18 protein-coding genes and 1 pseudogene are annotated in these 17,944 nt (G+C 67.0%); 8 read left to right on the forward strand and 11 right to left on the reverse strand.

What is annotated here, in order from left to right:
- Nucleotides 1-84: 84 nt before the first annotated feature.
- From RF641_RS15345 to RF641_RS15360, 4 genes are all read right to left on the reverse strand, one after another.
- Nucleotides 85-1,773, reverse strand: a complete 1,689-nt coding sequence (locus tag RF641_RS15345) for a dipeptide ABC transporter ATP-binding protein (protein ID WP_424573542.1) — start codon at nt 1,771-1,773, stop codon at nt 85-87.
- The gene (locus RF641_RS15350) at nt 1,770-2,747 is read right to left on the reverse strand and encodes an ABC transporter permease (protein ID WP_047119513.1); all 978 of its coding nucleotides are present in this window, start codon (nt 2,745-2,747) and stop codon (nt 1,770-1,772) included. Before RF641_RS15350 ends, RF641_RS15345 begins: the two co-directional genes overlap by 4 nt.
- Before the next feature lie 2 nt (nt 2,748-2,749).
- A complete protein-coding gene (locus tag RF641_RS15355) occupies nt 2,750-3,847 on the reverse strand; it encodes an ABC transporter permease (RefSeq protein ID WP_053798413.1) in 1,098 nt (365 codons plus the stop codon).
- A gap of 136 nt (nt 3,848-3,983) precedes the next feature.
- Complete coding sequence (locus RF641_RS15360) at nt 3,984-5,624, reverse strand: ABC transporter substrate-binding protein (protein WP_053798414.1); 1,641 nt, start codon at nt 5,622-5,624, stop codon at nt 3,984-3,986.
- Between the two features lie 225 nt (nt 5,625-5,849).
- Between RF641_RS15360 and RF641_RS15365 the strand changes: the two genes are divergently transcribed.
- Nucleotides 5,850-6,209 carry a hypothetical protein gene (locus tag RF641_RS15365; protein ID WP_047119516.1) on the forward strand — a complete coding sequence of 120 codons (360 nt, stop codon included), beginning with the start codon at nt 5,850-5,852 and terminating at the stop codon, nt 6,207-6,209.
- Between the two features lie 139 nt (nt 6,210-6,348).
- Here the strand turns inward: RF641_RS15365 and RF641_RS15370 are convergent, their stop codons facing one another.
- Nucleotides 6,349-6,996: a hypothetical protein gene (locus RF641_RS15370; protein WP_047119517.1), complete on the reverse strand. Its 648-nt coding sequence runs from the start codon at nt 6,994-6,996 to the stop codon at nt 6,349-6,351.
- A gap of 308 nt (nt 6,997-7,304) precedes the next feature.
- Between RF641_RS15370 and RF641_RS15375 the strand changes: the two genes are divergently transcribed.
- The 3 genes and pseudogenes from RF641_RS15375 to RF641_RS15385 all read left to right on the forward strand — a co-directional run bounded on the left by RF641_RS15375 (nt 7,305) and on the right by RF641_RS15385 (nt 9,560).
- On the forward strand, nt 7,305-7,802 hold the full coding sequence (locus tag RF641_RS15375; protein WP_439822638.1) for a hypothetical protein: 498 nt from the start codon (nt 7,305-7,307) through the stop codon (nt 7,800-7,802).
- Between the two features lie 95 nt (nt 7,803-7,897).
- A pseudogene (locus RF641_RS15380) lies at nt 7,898-8,260 on the forward strand (relaxase/mobilization nuclease domain-containing protein); the annotation flags it as partial.
- A gap of 412 nt (nt 8,261-8,672) precedes the next feature.
- Nucleotides 8,673-9,560 carry a hypothetical protein gene (locus RF641_RS15385; RefSeq protein ID WP_424573543.1) on the forward strand — a complete coding sequence of 296 codons (888 nt, stop codon included), beginning with the start codon at nt 8,673-8,675 and terminating at the stop codon, nt 9,558-9,560.
- 18 nt (nt 9,561-9,578) lie between these two features.
- Here the strand turns inward: RF641_RS15385 and RF641_RS15390 are convergent, their stop codons facing one another.
- Both RF641_RS15390 and merA read right to left on the reverse strand, forming a co-directional pair.
- On the reverse strand, nt 9,579-9,881 hold the full coding sequence (locus tag RF641_RS15390) for a hypothetical protein (RefSeq protein WP_202605321.1): 303 nt from the start codon (nt 9,879-9,881) through the stop codon (nt 9,579-9,581).
- Nucleotides 9,882-9,930: 49 nt separating this feature from the next.
- Nucleotides 9,931-11,355: a mercury(II) reductase gene (gene merA / locus RF641_RS15395; protein WP_424573544.1), complete on the reverse strand. Its 1,425-nt coding sequence runs from the start codon at nt 11,353-11,355 to the stop codon at nt 9,931-9,933.
- Between the two features lie 106 nt (nt 11,356-11,461).
- Between merA and RF641_RS15400 the strand changes: the two genes are divergently transcribed.
- Nucleotides 11,462-11,851, forward strand: coding sequence for a heavy metal-responsive transcriptional regulator (locus RF641_RS15400; protein ID WP_042529932.1), 390 nt, complete (start codon nt 11,462-11,464; stop codon nt 11,849-11,851).
- A 44-nt stretch (nt 11,852-11,895) separates the two neighbouring features.
- Here the strand turns inward: RF641_RS15400 and RF641_RS15405 are convergent, their stop codons facing one another.
- Entirely contained in the window at nt 11,896-12,150 is a 255-nt protein-coding gene (locus RF641_RS15405) for an LLM class flavin-dependent oxidoreductase (protein ID WP_424573545.1), read from the reverse strand.
- Between the two features lie 197 nt (nt 12,151-12,347).
- Between RF641_RS15405 and RF641_RS15410 the strand changes: the two genes are divergently transcribed.
- Nucleotides 12,348-12,593 carry a hypothetical protein gene (locus RF641_RS15410; RefSeq protein WP_424573546.1) on the forward strand — a complete coding sequence of 82 codons (246 nt, stop codon included), beginning with the start codon at nt 12,348-12,350 and terminating at the stop codon, nt 12,591-12,593.
- Nucleotides 12,575-12,856, forward strand: coding sequence for a hypothetical protein (locus RF641_RS15415; protein ID WP_424573547.1), 282 nt, complete (start codon nt 12,575-12,577; stop codon nt 12,854-12,856). Before RF641_RS15410 ends, RF641_RS15415 begins: the two co-directional genes overlap by 19 nt.
- Here the strand turns inward: RF641_RS15415 and RF641_RS15420 are convergent.
- From RF641_RS15420 to RF641_RS15430, 3 genes are read right to left on the reverse strand one after another with little or no spacing between them, the layout of a single operon-like run.
- The gene (locus RF641_RS15420; protein ID WP_424573548.1) at nt 12,853-15,558 is read right to left on the reverse strand and encodes a multicopper oxidase domain-containing protein; all 2,706 of its coding nucleotides are present in this window, start codon (nt 15,556-15,558) and stop codon (nt 12,853-12,855) included. The genes RF641_RS15415 and RF641_RS15420 overlap by 4 nt on opposite strands.
- On the reverse strand, nt 15,555-16,688 hold the full coding sequence (locus RF641_RS15425) for a hypothetical protein (RefSeq protein WP_424573549.1): 1,134 nt from the start codon (nt 16,686-16,688) through the stop codon (nt 15,555-15,557). Before RF641_RS15425 ends, RF641_RS15420 begins: the two co-directional genes overlap by 4 nt.
- Entirely contained in the window at nt 16,685-17,350 is a 666-nt protein-coding gene (locus RF641_RS15430; protein WP_424573550.1) for a helix-turn-helix transcriptional regulator, read from the reverse strand. Before RF641_RS15430 ends, RF641_RS15425 begins: the two co-directional genes overlap by 4 nt.
- Before the next feature lie 142 nt (nt 17,351-17,492).
- Between RF641_RS15430 and RF641_RS15435 the strand changes: the two genes are divergently transcribed.
- Nucleotides 17,493-17,807: a DUF2249 domain-containing protein gene (locus RF641_RS15435; protein WP_120989216.1), complete on the forward strand. Its 315-nt coding sequence runs from the start codon at nt 17,493-17,495 to the stop codon at nt 17,805-17,807.
- The last annotated feature ends 137 nt before the right edge of the window (nt 17,808-17,944 follow it).

The following is a 17,944-nucleotide window of genomic DNA, read 5'->3' on the forward strand; positions in this document are numbered from 1 at the left end:
GCGAACGCCGAACGCCCGCGCAGCGCACGCTCCCGGGACGGGGAGGCGCGCTGCGCGGGCGTTCAGGCGGGGCCGGAAGCCGGCTCAGCCCTTGGCGTTCAGCTCCTCGATGCGGGCGCGGCGCTGGGCCTGCTCGCGCGGGTCGGGAACCGGCAGCGAGGCGATCAGTCGCTGGGTGTAGTCGTTGCGCGGGTTGGCCAGCACCTGCGAGCCCAGACCTTCCTCCAGCAGCGTGCCGCGGAACAGCACGCCCACCCAGGTCGCCAACTGGTCCACCACCGCGAGGTCGTGGGAGACGAACAGGGCGGCGAAGCCCAGCTCGGCCTGCAGCTCGCGGAACAGCTGAAGCACCTTGGCCTGCACCGAGACGTCCAGCGCGCTGGTCGGTTCGTCGGCGATCAGCAGCTTGGGCTCCAGCGCCAGGGCGCGGGCCAGCGAGGCGCGCTGGCGCTGGCCGCCGGAGAGCTCATGCGGGTAGCGGTTGGCGAAGCCTGAGGGCAGCTGCACCGCTTCAAGCAGCTGGGCCACCTTGGCGCGGGTGGCCGAGGCGCCGAGTTCGCGGTGCACCATCAGCGGTTCGGCGACGCATTCGCCGATGGTCAGGTGCGGGTTGAAGCTGGCGGCCGGGTCCTGGAACACGAAGCCGATCTGCTCGCGCAGCGGCTTGAAGCTGCATTCCTTGAACTGCGCCATTTCATAGCCCAGCACCTTCAGCGAGCCGGAGGTCATCCGGTTCAGGCCGGCGATGGTTCGCCCGATGGTGGTCTTGCCGGAGCCGGACTCGCCGACCAGGCCGTAGACTTCCCCGGCGTGGATCTTCAAATCGACCTTGTCCACGGCGGTGAAGCCGGGGGTGCCGAGGCGTCCCGGGAAGTGGACGACCAGGTCCTTGGCCTCGACCAGTACCTCGGCGCCGACGACCGGGCGTTCGGCCATGCCTTCGGAGGCGCTTTCGCGGCCCAGGTGCGGCACGGCGGCAAGCAGCGAGCGGGTGTACTCCTCCTGCGGGGCCTCGAAGAGGGTCAGCGCTTCGGCTTCCTCCACGATCTTGCCCTGGTTCATCACGATGACCCGATCCGCAATGTCGGCGACCACCCCCATGTTGTGGGTGATGATCACGATGGCGGTGCCCAGCTCGCTGCGCAGCTCGCGCAGCAGCGACAGGATTTCCGCCTGCACGGTGACGTCCAGTGCCGTGGTCGGCTCGTCGGCCACGATCAGCCCGGGCTTCAGCGCCAGCGCGGCGGCGATCACCACACGCTGCTTCTGGCCTCCGGAGAACTGGTGCGGGTAGTAGTCCACCCGCTGTTCGGGGTCCGGGATGCCGACCTGGCGCATGGCCTCGATGGCGCGCGACTTCGCTTCCTTCTTGGAGATTTTGTTGTGGGCGCGAATGCCCTCCATGATCTGCCAGCCCACGGTGTAGACCGGATTCAACGCGGTCGAGGGCTCTTGGAAGACCATGGCCACGTCCCGGCCGCGGGCGGCGCGCAGGTCCGCCCCGTGCAGGGTCAGCATGTCCTTGCCGTTGAGGTATACAGCTCCGCTGGCGGCTCCGTTCTCCGCCATGATGCCCAGCGCGGTGCGCGCGGTCACTGACTTGCCGGACCCGGATTCGCCCACGATGGCCAGGATCTCCCCGGCTTTGACCGTGAAGTCCACGCCGCGCACGGCGGGAACCGCACCTGCGTCGGTGACGAAGTCGATGTTCAAGCCCTCGACGCGCAGCACGGCGCCGCGGTCCTCGGTGATGGTTGGCGCTGCGTGGCTCATGCTCCGGCTCCTGCTTGGGTGATGCGCTTGGCCTTCTTGCGGCTGAAGCGGCGCAGGCGCGGGTCATTCAAATCGTTCATGGACTCGCCGACCAGGGTCATGCCCAGCACGGTGATCACGATGGCCAGGCCCGGGAACAGGCCGGTCCACCAGATGCCGCTGGTGGCGTCCGACATCGCGCGGTTCAGGTCGTAGCCCCATTCCGATGCGCTGGTCGGCTCGATGCCGAAGCCCAGGAAGCCCAGGCCCGCCAGGGTCAGCAGCGCCTCGGTGGCGTTCAGCGTGAAGATCAGCGGCAGGGTGCGGGTGGCGTTGCGCAGCAGGTGGGTGAACATGACCCGCCACGGGCTGGCGCCGATGACCTGTGCGGATTCCACGAACGGTTCGGCCTTCAGGCGCATCACCTCGGCGCGCACCACGCGGAAGTACTGCGGGATGAACACCACGGTGATGGAAATGGCCGCGGCCATGACGCCGCCGAACACTGTTGACTGGCCTTGGGAGATCACGATGGACATCACGATGGCCAGCAGCAGCGACGGGAAGGCGTAGATGGCGTCGGCGAGGACCACCATGATGCGGTCGAACCAGCCGCCCAGGTAGCCGGAGACCAGGCCCAGCAGCACGCCGAGGAACAGCGACATCACCACGGCGGCGATGATCACGAAGATCGCGGTCTGCGCGCCGAAGACGGTGCGGGAGAACACGTCGTAGCCGCCGGAGGTGGTGCCCCAGATGAATTCCCCGCCCGGCGCGGCCTGGCGCGGGAAGTCGCCGTTGGCGTCGCCCGACTGGGCGAAGCCAAACGGTGCGATCAGCGGCGCGAAGATCGCGGTGATCAGGAACAGGCTCGTGAGAATCAGGCCGCTGACCAGCATGCCGCGCTGGAGCCCGGAGGACATCTTCAGGTGGGAGATGATCGGGAGCTTCTGGACCCACGACTTGTTCGAGGCGGGAAGAGTAGCGGTGCTCATGATTAGTACCTGACTCTCGGGTCGATCAGTGCGGCCAGGACGTCGACGATGAAGTTGGTGAAGGCGACGATGATCGCCAGCAGCACCACGATGCCCTGCACTGCCACGAAGTCGCGCGCGGTGAGGTATTCGGCGAGCTTGAAGCCCAGGCCCTTCCATTCGAAGGTCGTTTCGGTTAGCACCGCGCCGCCGAGCAGCAGCGCAATCTGCATGCCCATTACGGTGATGATCGGGATCAGCGCCGGACGGTAGGCGTGCTTGGTGGTGAGGCGGAATTCGCTGACGCCGCGCGAGCGCCCGGCCTCCACGTATTCACGGCCCAGGGTGCCGATGGCATTGGTGCGCACCAGGCGCAGGAACACCCCGCCGGTGAGCAGGCCCAGCGCGATGGCAGGCAGGATGGCATGCTGGGTGACGTTCACGAACGCCTCCATGTTGCCGCTGCGCAGCGCGTCGAGCCAGTAGATGCCGGTGGGCGCCTGCAGCGTGGTCAGCTGCAGTTCGGTTTGCCAGTCGGCGCGGCCGGCGATCGGCAGCCAGTGCAGCCAGACGCCGAAGATCAGCTTGAGCAGCAGGCCGGCGAAGAAGACCGGGGTGGCGTAGGCCAGGATGGCCAGCACACGCAGGATGGCGTCCGGGTAGCGGTCGCGGAACTTCGCGGCGACCAGACCCAGCGGGATGCCCACGATCAGCGCCACGAGCACGGCATTGATGGCCAGTTCCAGGGTGGCGGCGCCGTAGGTGGTGAGGATGTCGGTAACCGCGGTGTTGTCGGTCAGGGTGCGGCCCAGGTTGCCGGTGAAGATCTGCCCCAGGTACTCGAAGTACTGGATGAACAGCGGCCGGTCGTACCCGGCCTCGTGGATACGGGCGGCGAGCTGGTCCGGGGTCAGTCGCCCGCCCAGCGCGGCGGTGATCGGGTCGCCGGTCACGCGCATCAGGAAGAAGACCACCGTGATGAGGATGAAGACGGTGGGGATGATCAGCAGGAAGCGCGTGATCACGTAACGGAGGAATCCCCCGCCCTTCTGCTTGGCTGGCTTGGGTGCCGCCAGCGGGCTGGGAACTTGTCCCGGTGGAGACGTGATGGTCATCGTCAATCCTTTGGAAATCGCAAAATACGTGCGTTGCGCCGGGAGATCCCCGGGCGCAGATTTAGGGGATCCGCCGCGCGGGATCCCATGGATTCCGCGCGGCGAACCCCCTGGGGTTCAAATCAAGCCGGTGCGCTGATGATTACTTGCTCAGAACGCCCATGCGGAACTTGAACGATGGGTCCAGGGTCTTCTCGACGCCCTGCACGTCCTTGCCCGCCACGGCGACCTGCGCGCCCTGCAGCAGCGGCAGGGTGGAGAGGTCCTCGGCGACCATGGTCTGCAGGTCCTCGATGGCCTTCGTGCGTGCGGCTGCGTCGGCCATGCCGCGCTGCTCGGAGATCAGCTTGTCGACCTCAGGGTTGTCGTAGTTGTTCGACAGGAAGTTGTCTTTGGCGAAGAACGGCGACAGGAAGTTGTCGGCATCCGAGTAATCGGGGAACCAGCCCAGCTGGTAGGCCGGGTAGTCGGTGACGCGCTGTTTCTGGTAGGTGACCCACTCTGTGGACTTCAGGTCCACCTTGAACAGGCCGTCGGCTTCCAGCTGCTTCTTCACCAGGGCGTACTCGTCGCCCGAGCTCGGGCCGTAGTGATCCGGGTTGTACTGCAGCGGCAGGCTGACCGGGATGTCCACTCCGGCGTCCTCCAGCACCTTCTTGGCCTTGGCCGCATCCGGCTTGCCGTCGGTGCCGTACAGGTCCTTCAGCGGCTCGATGGCGCCGGTGAAGCCCTGCGGAACGTAGGAGTAGGCAGGGGTGTAGGTGTCCTTGTAGACCTCGGTGGCGATGGCCTGGCGATCGATCAGGTTCGCGGCGGCCTGGCGCACGGCCAGCGACTTGGCGGCATCGGCGTTCGCGGTCTTGGCGCCGTACGGCATGGTGTCGAAGTTGAACACGATGTAGCGCAGCTCGCCGCCCGGTCCCTTGTGGACGGTCAGGCTTTCTTCCTTGCCCAGGTCCTCGACGTCGGTCGGGGTCAGCGAGCGCCAGGCGACATCGATGTTGCCCTGCTGGATATCCAGCTTCAGGTTGTTCGAGTCGGCGTAGTACTTGATGGCCGCCGACTTGTTGGCCGGTGCGCCGAGCACGCCGGCGTAGGCGTCGTTGGCGGACATCGAGATCAGGGAGTTCTTGTTGTACGAGTCGATCACGTACTGGCCGCCGAAGGCCTTGCCTGCGATGATCTCCTCGTCGGCGAGGACCTTGTCGGCTGGGAAGACTTCGTCATCCACGATCGGGCCGACCGGCGAGGTGAGCACCTGCGGGAATGTCTGGTCGTTGGCGACCTTCAGCTTGAAGACCACGGTGGTGGCATCCGGTGCGGTGATGGACTCGACGTTGCCCAGCAGCGAAGACGGGCCGTTCGGATCGGCGATCTTCAGCTGGCGGTCGAAGGTGAACTTCACGTCCTTGGAGTCCAGATCGTTGCCGTTGGCCCACTTCAGGCCCGGCTTCAGCTTGACGGTGAACTCGTTGTCCGAGGTGAACTCGGCGGACTCGGCCAGATCGTTGGACGGCTCTGGGCTGCCGGGCTCGGAGTTGAGCAGGAAGGGGAAGATCTGGTTCATGACCATGAATGAACCGTTGTCGTAGGAACCGGCCGGGTCGAGCGAGGTGACCTTGTCCGTGGTTCCCAGGGTGATCGGCGCGCCTGATGCGTCGCCGCCTGGCGCACCCGATACGTCGCCTTCGTTGGTGGCGGAAGAGGTGCAGCCGGTCAGGGCGAGGGCGGAGAGTCCCAAAGCAGCTGCGGCAAGTCGCAGCCCGTTCTTCTTGCGAGTCATGAAGAGATCCTTAATCTGTGCGCATGCTTGCGGTGATTGAAAACACATGCTTCACATAGACTAAGTGATACAGCCCACCTATGACCAATAGCACACTGGGTCAAGTCGCAAAAATTTCACTTCCGGGCCTGATTTCGATGCTTTGGCTCACAGCTTCCGTGCCTGACCTCCAGTTTCCCACCCGGCTTGAATGCGCGGCGCGCCGGTAGATTAGGCTGGTAGGCGATGATGACACGTAGAGACGCCGCCATTGCGTTGGATATCCCCCTAGAAATGGCCAAGAAGCACGGCATCCCCTCGAAGATGAGCGAAGCCGAGTTCCGCGAGCTGAATTCAAATCCGCCGGCATGGCTGGCCCAGTCCCGCGCCAACCGGACCGGCAAGCGCCCGGTCTGGGTGCATCTGGTCTGCGAAGTATGCGGCACCGAGGACTACGAACGACCAAAGAAATGGTGGCCGACCTTTGACTTCGTGCACTGCTCTCATCACTCCCCCGCCCAGCTGCCGAAACTGGAAGCCGGCCGGACACGGGTCGAGTACCCGGATATCTCCGCGCGCATGTACGGCATCGTCGACGAGGACTAGCAACCGCTTGCAGGGCCCGTGACCCTTGGCGGTTAATCCAACGTCGAGAAAACCCTGCGGCGCCTGACGTCCCGAGGGACGGCAGCCACCGCAGGGTTTTTTCGCTTCGCTCCTGGCTCCATCCGGTCAGCGCGTGCGATCAGGCCTGACGGCTTTCCATGTACTTGAGGATTTCCACCTGGACGTCCAACATGTCCTGGTTCGTGAAGTCCAGGACCACGGCGTCTCCGGCCATGGCCCCAATACCGGTTGCTCCGATGCTCAGGTTCCCCTTGACCAACTGCGGGCCGCTCAGGCTTGGCGGACCGTCAAGGTCCAGGGATTCCTTCTTGTTGAGCAGGAAAGCTCCGACCTCCTCGGTCTGAGGCGTGCTGAACGCCATTCCCATTGACTCGAGGGACTCATATTCGAACGCGTCATCTTCCCATTGGAAGGTAAACCCCACCGTCGCATGCTTCGCCAGGTCTGTCGACTGCTTCGCGGCAGCCTCCGTAATCCAGATGCAGCTCACGTCCGTTTCCCCAGGGTTATCCGAATAGGTGGTCACGGTTTCGTCGGCAAACACCAAACCGTCAAACAGGCCGCCGCTGAGCTCTGCAACTTCTGCACAACTGGGAAAGGGTAACTTGCCGCCGGAGGTGGCGATGGGCGGATCGGCCGGCGGGGCCGCTTCGGCGCCAGCCGCCGCTTCGCCCGACGACGGCGTAGGGTCGGCGCTCTTGCACGCGCTCAGGGATACTCCCAGCAACAGGGCGGCGGAGACGGACAGCAATTTTCGTGCTCGCATAAAACCTTCCAATACATAGTCGGTACATCATGTGGCATCTGCCTGCATCGCCCTGGAAAAATAGATCCCCACCTGAGGCGACATGGGCAACAAGCTATCATCAAGCGCTTGACGCTGCGAGCATATGCGGCAGATTTCCTCGCCAAGGCATTGGATTTCCATTTCGGCGCCGCCGATGCTATATGCGGCGGAGAAGCAACGCCCGAATCACACAAGCGCCCCTCGACCTTCCTGCAGTCCATGCGCCGTACGTCAAGGGGCCGGGTCGCTTCAAACCCCAGCGCGGCGGCTACTTCCAGCCGATGTCCTTGACGACCTTCGTAATGTTGGTCATCACATGCTCGGTGGAGCAGCGGACCGACTCCCAGGTGAACACGGGTCGGGCTGATGCGGAGGCTGTGCGGCAGAGTCACGGCGGCGCGAAGCGTCGTCGTGGGGGCCGCGCGAAGCTCGATACCGACTTCGGAGAGGCCACGCTCGCGGCGCTTCGCACTCGTGCGAAGCGGCTCGGGCTGGCTCCGAGCACGTGGGTGCGGGCCGTCGTCCGAGATGCCCTCCACGCCTCTCGGAGCGAGGAGCTGGGCGCCGCCGTGGCCGCGCACCTGCTCGGCGTCGAGGCGCGCGCGCAGGTGTCGGCGGACGCGCGCGAGCTGGCCGCGCAGATCCGCCCGCTGGCGATCAACGTCAACGACCTGGACCACCGAGCACGTGCCGGTGAGGCGGTGGCGCTGTCGTCGGAGGTGCCCGAGCTGATCGAGCTGCTGCGCGAGGTCCGCGCCCTGCTCGGTGATCGGACGGCCTCGTGAGCACGACGCACTACAGCCCGAGCGCCAGCGCCGCCGACACGGAGCGCTATATCCGGGGCAAGGAGGACGAGCGGGGCGTCGCGATCACGTGCGATGTGCCGGGAGGCCCCGGCGCGTTCTCGGCGCGCGCTCGGGCGCTCACGCAGAACACGACGCGCGAGGTCGAGGCGCTGCACTACCGCCAGTCGTTCAGCGACGAGGAGTTCGACCCGAAGAACCCCGAACACGTGCAGCGGGTGAACGACCTGGGCTACCAGCTCGCCAAGAAGATGCACCCGGATTCCGACTGCCTCGTCGTCAGTCATGTGGATGGGCGGGGAAAGAAGCCGCACAACCATATTTTGGTTCTCAATCACAACAACCGCACGGGAAAGGCGCTCTCGGACTATCGCACGTTCCACGACCGCAAGGCCGGGAATCAGAAGGGCGTGCAGTCGGCGAACGACGAGCTGATGCGCGAGCACGGGCTCTCGGTCGTGAAGCGGCTGGAGCACGCGCCGAAGGACTGGGAGCTGCGCCGCGAAGACTTCGCCGAGGGGTCGCGCGACCGCGAGATGGGCGACCGGATGAGTGCGGCGCTGGCCGATCCCCGCGCGGTGGACAAGGCCGGTCTGGTCTCGGTGATCGAGGAGCAGAACCAGCAGCTCGGTGATGACGGGGATCGGGTGCCACGGATTCGGCTGCACAGCCCCGTCAGCAAGAAGGGCAAACGCGCCGGGCAGGAGACCTGGACGCTCTACATCGAGGACCGCCGCGGCGAGTCCGGGCGTGCCGAGCGCCGCAAGCGCACGAGCGCACTCTCGGCGGACTTCACCCCGGAGGGCGCGCAGGCGTTCTTCGACTACCACCAGCAGCAGAAGGAGCAGGAACATGAGCGCAGCACTCGACAGGCTGAAGCAGCAGAACGGGCCCGTGCAGTCGCCGCAACCGCTCGGCAGTCCGGAGACGATGGAGCTGTTGACCTCGATCCTCGCCGCCGTCGAGGCGCAGAATACGAGGATCGCCACGCTGACCGAGCAGCAGAAGAAGCTCGCGGGGTTCGTGAAGGTGGACAGCGAGGAGCAGGAGAAGCAGCTCTCCGCGATCTCGCATCAGCTGACCTCAACGTCGCCGCCGCCGGAGTCGAACGAGAACAGCGAACTGCTCGCCGGAATCGCGTCCACTCTCGCGGGTATGAGCGTGAACCTCGACGGGGAGAGTCTGAAGGGCTCAGCCTCTAAGTCCGAGGCTGCCGCCAAGCATCTCGATGAGAGCCGGGCTAAGTTCGAGCGGGCCGCGAACGGTGCGCAGAAGGCCTGGCGGGAGTCGATCACCCAAGCCAGCACCGAGGCGACGAGCGCGATCAGCACGGCCCGGGATCAGGCTGTGCAGTCGATCGAGAGGGCCGCTGCCGACGCCGGGGCCGTGGCAACAGCCAAGATTGACGCCGCGAACGAGCGGGCCGAAAAGATCATCGTCACAACGGCGAAGCTGGAGGCCCGTCAGCTTTGGTTGGTCGCCGCGTCGATGTGCCTCGCGCTGCTGCCGGTCGCAGTGATCGTCGCGGGTGTTTGGATGGCCGTCGCCGGGCTTATCACGGGCGCTCAGTGGGCCCTCGATGTGGACGGGAGCGTGTGGCTCGGGATCGGTCGCTGGCTCGTGGTCTCCATGGGCCTCGCCGGGGCCGGCTACGGACTCTTCGCGTCCGTCCGCTGGGTCGCCGGTCTCGTGGAGACCAGGAAGGGCCGCGGGATGCCGAGGTGGCCCCGTTGGCGGTGATGGCTGGATCCGATCGAGCTACCGGTTCCGATCAGCAGTCGAAGGATTTTCGCAGCAGCCAGTCCTGCGGCCTCGGTGCCGCCGCCGTAGCCTGACGAGCATCCCGGCCGTGACGGCCATCGCGACGGCGATCCCGGCACCGATGATCCAGGGATTGCCGAGGAGCCCTCCGACGCCTGCGAGTGCTCCGCCCGCCGCGATGAGCGGCAGGCCGTAGCAGAGCAGCAACGGAAGCGCGCAGCATGCCAGTAGGAGCAGCCCGGTCCCTGCGGCGACGATGGGACCGGCGCGCCGTTCGTCGCGGTCGTGATCGGCGCTCATCGTCTGCACCTCTTCCGGATGAGATCTCCCCGATTGCATGCGTTGCCGTTCATGCGCAGCACGAGAGCAGTGACGGGTCGGTGGTGAAGGACTTCGCGGCGATCCGGATGCCTTCGGTCATGGTCAGGTAGGGGGCCCAGGCGTCGGCGACTTCGGCGCTGGTCTTGCCGAGCACGTGGACGCCTGCGGCGGCGAGTTCCCCGGCGTCCTTGGCGACGGCGGTGAGGCCGAGGATCTCGCTCGTATCGGCGTTCACGACGATCTTGATGAACCCGCGGGTGTCGCGGTTGATCACCGCCCGGGGCACATACTCCAGGGGCAGCACGCGGCAGTCGCAGCGGATCCCCGCGGCGACGACCTCCTTCTCGGTCATCCCGACCGCGCCGATCGCCGGTCCGGTGAACGTCACCCGCGGCAGATGGGAGTAGTCGACGGACCGGTCGGCGTCGGCGAACGCGTTCTCGGCGACGAGGGTGCCGTGGTGGGCCGCGACGTAGACGAACTCCGGGTGCCCGGTCACGTCGCCCGCGGCCCAGATCCGCGGGTTCGACGACTGCAGATGGTCGGAGACGACCACCTCGCCGGAGTCCCCGGTCTTCACCCCGACCGCATCGAGGTTCAAGCCGTCGGTGACGGGACGGCGTCCGAGGGCGACGAGCACCTGGTCGGCGCGGAACTCCTGCGAGCCGCCGGACACGTCCGCGGTAACCACGACCTGCCCGGTCGCCGCGTCCCGGGACACCCGGGTCGGCACCGCGCGGCGGACCACCCGGATGCCCTCGTCGGCGAACACCTCCTGCAGTGTCCGGGACACCTCCGGCTCCTCCTTCGACGCGAGCCGGGACCGCACCAGCACGGTGACCTGGGAGCCGAGGCGGGCGAACAGCTGCGCCTGCTCCAGGGCGACGTAGCCGCCGCCGAGCACCAGCATCGACTCGGGGACCTCGGTCAGGTCCATCGCCGTGGTCGAGGTCAGGTACCCGGCCTCGTCCAGGCCGTCGATCGGCGGAGCCCACGGCCGCGCACCGGTGGCGACCAGGTAGTGCTCGGCCTCGATCGTCTCGACCGCTCCGTCTGCGGCGGTGACCTCCAACACCGGCGCGTCCGGGGTGCCCGCGAACCCGGCGTCTCCCCGCCGGACGTGCCACCCGTATGAATCGGCGACGTCGGCGTACTTCTCGCCCCGCATCGTCTCGACCAACGCCTGCTTCCCGGCGATCAGCGCGGGCATGTCCACTGGGCCTGCCGTCGTCGCGATCCCCGGGAACCGGTCGGCGGCGTCGGCGGCGACGTGCCGTGCATCGGCGGCGGAGATGAGGGCCTTCGACGGCACGCAGCCCGTGTTCACGCAGGTGCCGCCGAGCGTGCCACGCTCGATCATCACCACCGACTTCCCGAGCATGGTCGCGCGAATCGCGGCGGCGAACGCTCCGCCGCCCGATCCGATGATGGCGAGATCGTACTTCGTAGGCATCGCTGCTCCCGTCAAGGCTTGGACTTCTGTTCCGTTTCAGCCATACTGGACCTTCCAGTGCAGGGGAAGGTCAAGCGTGGCCCCTGCCGAATGATCGGAGGCCGCAATGCGCATCGGAGAACTCGCCGAACGCGCGGGCACCACCTCGAAGACGCTCCGGTTCTACGAAGAGCAGGGACTGCTGCCCCCGGCCGACCGGACGCCATCCGGGTACCGCGACTACGCGCCCGACGCCGTAGCCCGGATCGACTTCGTTCACCGTGGCCAGGCCGCAGGCCTCACCCTCGCCCAGATCCGCCAAATCCTCGACATCCGCGACAGCGGCCACGCGCCCTGCGAGCACGTGCGAGACCTCCTCGACGCGCGCCTGGCCGAGATCGAGCAGCAGATCGCCCAGCTCACCGCCCTGCACGGCACCATCGCCGACCTCCGGCACGACGCCGCGCACCCGGACCCCGACACATGCAGCCCAGACCAGGTCTGCCGGTACCTGTAGAGGGACGCGGACCGAGAAAACGAGAGCCATAACACGAACATGCGCTAGCGCATGTCGATCACACCGGTGCCGACTTCAAGTGTGGTTGTCGAGGCGGCCATGGCCGCCAGCAGAGGGAACGGTGCGGACAGCGAACGGTCGAAGTGGTGCACCCGCAGCCAGGCTCCGTCGAAGCCGCTGCGTTCGGCGGCCTGCGCTAGATCCACCATCTGCCTCACCGCGGCGGCGCCCGTGGGAACCGCGGAGTTTGCAGTGCCCGACCAGTGGCCGAAGGTCAGGAAACCAATTTTCGTTGGCATGTCATCTCCGTTTGAACAAAGTCGGTGGTCTTTTCACCTACCAGACACAATAGTAATTGACGCGTCAATATTCCTGTTATGAGTACGCTCACAACATGCCCCTGTCCGCAGGCCGATCCCCCTAGGAGGCCCTTGCATTCGCCCGTTGCAGTGCCAATAATTGCGAGCAACTAGCCGAACCGAGGAAAAGCGGCGCAATGAATGCACTTGTCCATGAGACCATCACGCTGAGCAGGCGCATCCCCTTTCCCTGCGCCGAGGTCTGGGATGCCTATGCCGACCCCGCGCGCCGCTGCGTGTGGGGCGTACCGGCAGGGGAAGGCATCGAGTACGCCGCCGAGCACTTCCGCGAAGGCGGACGTGAGAGCTACCGCGGCGGCCCGCTGGGTTCCCTAGATTTCCTCATCGAGGCGCAGTCCTCCGCGTGGTCGAGCAGCAGCTGATCGTCTATGCGGAAACCGTATGGACCAACGAGACACCGCTGTCCTCCGCACTGGTCTCCTGGACCTTGGAGCCGTTGGGCGGCGCGACGCAGGTGGCTGTCACCAGCCAGGTGACCTCTTTCGTCAGAGCGGGCATGATCGAGGGCAGCCGTTCCGGTCACCGCATCGTGCTGGCGCAGCTCGGCAGGTTCCTTGCCGACGCTGCCGCTGACGCTCCGGACCCGGGCGGCATGGAAGGACCCGGGGGCTACGGCGAGCGCTAGTTAGGATCAGAAACCCTGATCATGCCGTGCGCGCCCTTCTCGCCGTCCGACATGTAGTGCGTGACGAACGGGTAGTTCCCGGCCTCGGGCAGCGCCAGCTCCACGAATCCTCCCTGCGCGGGGGCCAAGGCCAGGGATTGGGAACCCCCGCCGGTTCGATCGCGGGCGTCCAGCTGGTAGGCACCTTCGAAGTACACGGTGTCGAACTGGCCGCCGATCACGTGGAAGCTGCTGGGCCTGTTGGGGCCCGCGACGAGTACCCAGATGCGGATGCGTTCACCGGTGGCAACCTGCAGCGGGTCGAAGGAGTATTGATTTGCATAGCCGTTGAACACCACCAGGTCGGGGTTCCCTCCTGCAGTCTTGTCCACGTCCACCGGTTGCCCTTCCGCGCCGAGGTAGTACTCGGACTGCACCATCACATACGACTTGTCCACCGCGGGCAGGTCCTCGGGTTCGATGATGACCGCTCCGTACATGCCGTTGGCGATGTGTGAGCTCATGGGTGCGGTGGCGCAGTGGTACATCCAGATCCCCGACTTGGTGGCGGTGAACGTGTAGGTCAGTTCCTCGCCAGGGGCGATGGTTCGCATCGGTTTGTCCGGGGCCAGGGACCCAGCGTGGAAGTCGATGGAGTGGCCCATGGTGCCGTCGTTGTAGAGCGTGATTTCGAATTTGTCGCCGATCCGTCCGTGCAGGACCGGACCCGGGGCGGTGCCGTTGAAGGTCCACAGGTTCTGTGTGAACCCCGGCGACACTTCGGCCTGCAGCTCGCTGACCGTGAAGCGTTGCTTGTGCAGCGCCGGCTTGCCGGTGTCCGCAGGCAGTGGATCCAGTACCGGGTTGCGTGCGGTGAATCCGTCCGCGGGCTGGGCCTGCAGGTCGGGTCCCGCGGCCGCGGGCGGCTGGCCAGCATCCTGCAGGTGTCCGTGGGACGTCTCTGGTGCCGTGTCGCCGGGTGCGGCGGCGGCGCCGGTCACCACGATCCGCATCACCATGCCCATCTGCTTGTGCCCGACGATGGAGCACCAGCCCTCCATGTCTGCGGTGATGACCCCGGCGTCCACGGTGGCGCTCTGGCCCGGTGCCAGGCGCCCGGAGTCGCTCCCGTTGGCCAGCACCAGGTCGTGGACCTGCGTGGCATCGGTGTTGGCCAATTCGATGACCAGCCGTGTTCCTGCTTCCACCTCGATGGTGGAGGGTGTGAACCGCATGTCCTTGGCGGTCATCTGCACGGTCTTGACCGGTGCGTTGGCAGGGTCGACCGGCTGCTGCGCGGTGGAAGCGGCCGGCGGGCGGATCCCGGCGGCCGCGGGATCCAGTGCTACGCCGACGGCGATCACCAGCACAACCGACATAAGACCTGCGGCCGCCTGGCCCAGGCGTTGGCCGGGCGGGCGGGCGCCTTCGGGTTCCACCGGGCCGCGCTCGCGGGCCCTCGGCTGGCCTGCGGATTCCGCGGCTTCTTTCTTGGCCAAGCGATGGGCCTTCAAGGCGGTGAAGAGCAAGGGGATGAAGCTGCCCATGGCGCCGAGGTAAAGCACCGAGCACAGCACACGCACCAGCGAGGAGATCGGCAGGGCGCAGGCCAGCAACGCTGCGTTGGCCATGCTCACCCGCCAGGCGGCTCCACGGTCGAAGGCCGTGGCCGCCGCGCGGACCGGGCGCGGCCCGCCGCCCAGCGCCACGGGCACCAGATAGGACAGCGCGCCCAGCAGGATCTGCGCGGCGAAGCCTGCGGCCAGGTACGGCACGATGGTGTCGAAGTGCCGGCCCATCTGCGTCCAGTCGCCGCTGGCAGCCAGGGCGTAGAGCGTCCACACCAGGGTGCCCGTCCACCAGCAGACCGCGGACAGGACCGACAAGGTGGCGAAGCTGCGCGGCGGCTTGGCCCTGGCGGCATGGATGAAAGGCGAGGCCGTCATTCCCAGCCCTGCCAGATAGCCGAGCACACCCAGGGCTGCCACCAGCAGCAGCCCCGCGGCCGCCCCGCCCGCGGCCACCAGCACCGAGGCTGCGAGTACCGGCAGCGCCCGGCGCAGGCGCACCGCGGCATGGGGGGCGATGCGGGTGCGCAGCATCGTGGGCCACAGCGTGATCAGGGTTCCGGCGACGGTCAGCCCGACCCAGCCCAGCAGGTTCACCAGTGCATGGGCCAAGGTCAGCCGCTCATGCAGCGGAGAAGCGAGCCCGGCGGAAATCCAGGTTCCCAGCCCGGCGCCGATCGGTAGGAAGCAGGCGGCGGCGATGTAGTAGCGCACGCTCGCGGCATAGGGCGAGGGCAGCGCGCCGCGCAGGCTGCGGTACAGCCAGGCTCCGTGCCATGCCGCGGCCACGGCGACCAGCAGCGCACCGGCCAGCGTCAACGGCCACAGTTCGGCAAGCACCCCGGCAACCACCACGGCGGCGCCGCCGTTCATCAGCCCCAGGCGCAGCGACTGCCGGCGGCGTTCCTGGACGGTCACCACGCGTTTGAGCAGCGCGGTGGCGAAGTACTGCGACCAGACCAGAATGGCGTGGGACAGCGCGCCGAGCAGCAGCAGGTGGATCAGCAGCCAGCGGGGCGCCGGCAGCTGGCGGTGGACCAGCGCGACGACAACCACCAGAATCAGCCACAGCGCCGTGGGCAGGTCGCGCAGAGGCCAGAAACCCCGGCCGGGGACCTTCGCTGCGGCGGGCCCGGTGCTCAACGGCAGGTTCATTTAACGGATTCCTTCCCGGAGGCAGGTGCGGACGTGAGCGCCAGCAACGCGCTGGCGAGGGCCACGAACACGAAAAGCAGCAGCGCGACGACGTTGAGAACACCACCGACCTGCCATGCCAGCTGCCCACCCAACCCGTTGCCGAGCCACAGGCGGATCACCAAGCCGGCATGCATGAGGATCACCGGCAGCCACATGGCCTGGCGGTAGGGAAGGTCGATGGCCAGTACGGCCGGCAGGATCGTGGGCGCATGGGCCATGATCATGGACATCACGAAGCCCAGGAAAACCGCGTGCACCGCAGTATCGTAGGCGCCGGAGCCGGCCGAGTACCCCAGCATCCAGACGACGCCGGCAACCAGCAGCCAGAAGTAGCCGGCCAGCAGGCAGGCCGCCATGTAGCGCGGCGCGCCCTTCAACTTGACGGTGCGCCGCGCGACGTCGTTGACCGCCAGCCAGAGCACCAGTGCGCACAGCACCAGGCCGAAGAGCACGGTCCCGGCTTGGACGAACAGCGTGGACGCCGCGGCGGACATGAGCAGCGCAACGTTGAGGACCACCGCCAGGGCTTGCGAGCGCGAGGTCAACTGGATGCGGGCCAGCTCAACCCGTTCCCCGGCGATGGTCATCACCAGGAACGCGGCCAGCCACGGCAGCAGCAAGGAGATCTCCACTCCGCCGGCGTACAGCACGGTGGCGCCCAGCCCGGCGCAGGCGCCGAGCATCTGGATCAGCACCGCGTCGGCACGCTGCCTGCGCCACAACGGGTAGTAGGTGGCCAGCAGGGCGGCCATGCCCAGGATCAGCAGCGTTCCGGTCAGCGCCCGGGGCGCGGCGAACAGCTGGCTGCCACCGCCTAGCGCCAGCAGGACGGGCGCCGCGTAGCCCGCGGCCCGCCCCCAGGCCACCGCTCGCTCCAAGGCAATCAGCGCTCCGACAAACCCGAAGACCATGGCCAGCGAATGCGCCGGCCCCCACGCGGCAATTTGCACCGGGGCGGGTACATCCAGCAGGATCAGCGCCGCATCCAGCCCGGCCAGCAGGCACAGGCCGGCCGGGAACATCAGGGCCAGGCGCCACCGTCCCCGGCGTTTGGGCCTGGACGGCGCAGCATAGGAGGCCGGGCTCATCGTTGCCCCTCGCGCTGTGGCGATAGTTCAAGGCGGCAGCCGTGCTCCAGCGCGAACGGCAGGATCCGGCTTCCTGCAGGATCCCGTCCGTGGGACTGCAAGATCCCCCGCACGATCCCCAGATGCACGTTGCAGATGACCTGCGGGTTCTCCCGGGCCGCGCTGAGCAGCGGGCAGGAGAGCAGCGACACGCTGTGGTCGGCTTCGAGGCGGGGCGCAAAACCGAGCGCAGCCAGCGAGTCGATAACGGCGCCACGGGCATCGCCTTCCAGGGCGGCTTCTGGCAGCGTTGCGCCCCAGCGCTGGCCAGCCTCGATGCCGGCCCGGGCCGGGTTGTCGCTGAGCAGCGCCACCTGGTCGGCCAGTACGTTGGCCAGCGCGGCGAACGGCGAGGGGGTTGGCGCCGCGGCCCGCCAGATCCAAGCTGGCCGCCCGCGGCCGGTGGCGGGCGCGGACTCCCGCTGCACGTACCCGTCGGCGAGCAGCGCGTCCAGATGGCTCCGGACAGTGTTCTCATGCAGGCCCATGAACTCGGCCACCTGAGGCAGGCTCAGGCCCTCGCTCCGCATTTCGACCAGCGACAGTATCCGCTCGCGGGTCGACGAGTGAACGCGCCCGCCTCCGCTGCGCCGGGGCGCTCCGCCATCCGGTCCTTTGCCCATGATTCCGCGCCTCCTTGGAGCCAGCTCTTTCCCGCCCCGCTATTTTCCACTAAGTTAAGTGTAATAAAATAAATCGAACCGCACCACGCGGACCGGCATACGCCCCACGCGACGACGCCGGACCAGGGCAAGGGAGCAGATCATGACAGAACGCATCGAGATTTCCGGCAACAGGGAAGAAGCCCTGAAGCAGCAGGCACCGGGCGGCTGCGCCTGCGGCGGGCATGACGAGGACCTCCCCCAGCTCGATGTCCAGGCGATCCCCCATGCGGTCCGCCACGCGGCCATCTTCGGCGCGCTGGATTCATTGCGGCCCGGCGCAGGCCTGGTGCTGTCGGCCACGCATAATCCGCTGCCGCTGCTGGCTCAGCTGCGGCAGCGCGATGCGACGGCCTTCGAGGTCAGCTACCTCGAAGAAGGCCCGCAGCGGTGGAAGCTCAAGTTCGTGCGCAGCTAGCCGGTCGAAACAGCGATGGCCCCGGCCTGCGCGAAACCCGTTGAGGTTTCGCGGCGCGCGCTGTTTTCAAAAATATACCTTACCCCCCTCTGATACTTGAGTAATTCATTGGCGGCGAGTTAATTATAAAACAGGTT

The organism is Arthrobacter sp. 'calajunan' (assembly GCF_046940185.1).
GTDB lineage: Bacteria > Actinomycetota > Actinomycetes > Actinomycetales > Micrococcaceae > Glutamicibacter > Glutamicibacter soli.

What these genes read in the sequence shown, in the direction of transcription:
- RF641_RS15345 (WP_424573542.1), bottom strand. Translation starts at nt 1,773, where the DNA reads ATGAGCCACGCAGCGCCAACCATCACCGAGGACCGCGGCGCCGTGCTG.
- RF641_RS15350 (WP_047119513.1), bottom strand. Translation starts at nt 2,747, where the DNA reads ATGAGCACCGCTACTCTTCCCGCCTCGAACAAGTCGTGGGTCCAGAAG.
- RF641_RS15360 (WP_053798414.1), bottom strand. Translation starts at nt 5,624, where the DNA reads ATGACTCGCAAGAAGAACGGGCTGCGACTTGCCGCAGCTGCTTTGGGA.
- RF641_RS15365 (WP_047119516.1), top strand. Translation starts at nt 5,850, where the DNA reads ATGATGACACGTAGAGACGCCGCCATTGCGTTGGATATCCCCCTAGAA.
- RF641_RS15370 (WP_047119517.1), bottom strand. Translation starts at nt 6,996, where the DNA reads ATGCGAGCACGAAAATTGCTGTCCGTCTCCGCCGCCCTGTTGCTGGGA.
- RF641_RS15385 (WP_424573543.1), top strand. Translation starts at nt 8,673, where the DNA reads ATGAGCGCAGCACTCGACAGGCTGAAGCAGCAGAACGGGCCCGTGCAG.
- RF641_RS15390 (WP_202605321.1), bottom strand. Translation starts at nt 9,881, where the DNA reads ATGAGCGCCGATCACGACCGCGACGAACGGCGCGCCGGTCCCATCGTC.
- merA (WP_424573544.1), bottom strand. Translation starts at nt 11,355, where the DNA reads ATGCCTACGAAGTACGATCTCGCCATCATCGGATCGGGCGGCGGAGCG.
- RF641_RS15400 (WP_042529932.1), top strand. Translation starts at nt 11,462, where the DNA reads ATGCGCATCGGAGAACTCGCCGAACGCGCGGGCACCACCTCGAAGACG.
- RF641_RS15405 (WP_424573545.1), bottom strand. Translation starts at nt 12,150, where the DNA reads ATGCCAACGAAAATTGGTTTCCTGACCTTCGGCCACTGGTCGGGCACT.
- RF641_RS15410 (WP_424573546.1), top strand. Translation starts at nt 12,348, where the DNA reads ATGAATGCACTTGTCCATGAGACCATCACGCTGAGCAGGCGCATCCCC.
- RF641_RS15420 (WP_424573548.1), bottom strand. Translation starts at nt 15,558, where the DNA reads ATGAACCTGCCGTTGAGCACCGGGCCCGCCGCAGCGAAGGTCCCCGGC.
- RF641_RS15425 (WP_424573549.1), bottom strand. Translation starts at nt 16,688, where the DNA reads ATGAGCCCGGCCTCCTATGCTGCGCCGTCCAGGCCCAAACGCCGGGGA.
- RF641_RS15430 (WP_424573550.1), bottom strand. Translation starts at nt 17,350, where the DNA reads ATGGGCAAAGGACCGGATGGCGGAGCGCCCCGGCGCAGCGGAGGCGGG.
- RF641_RS15435 (WP_120989216.1), top strand. Translation starts at nt 17,493, where the DNA reads ATGACAGAACGCATCGAGATTTCCGGCAACAGGGAAGAAGCCCTGAAG.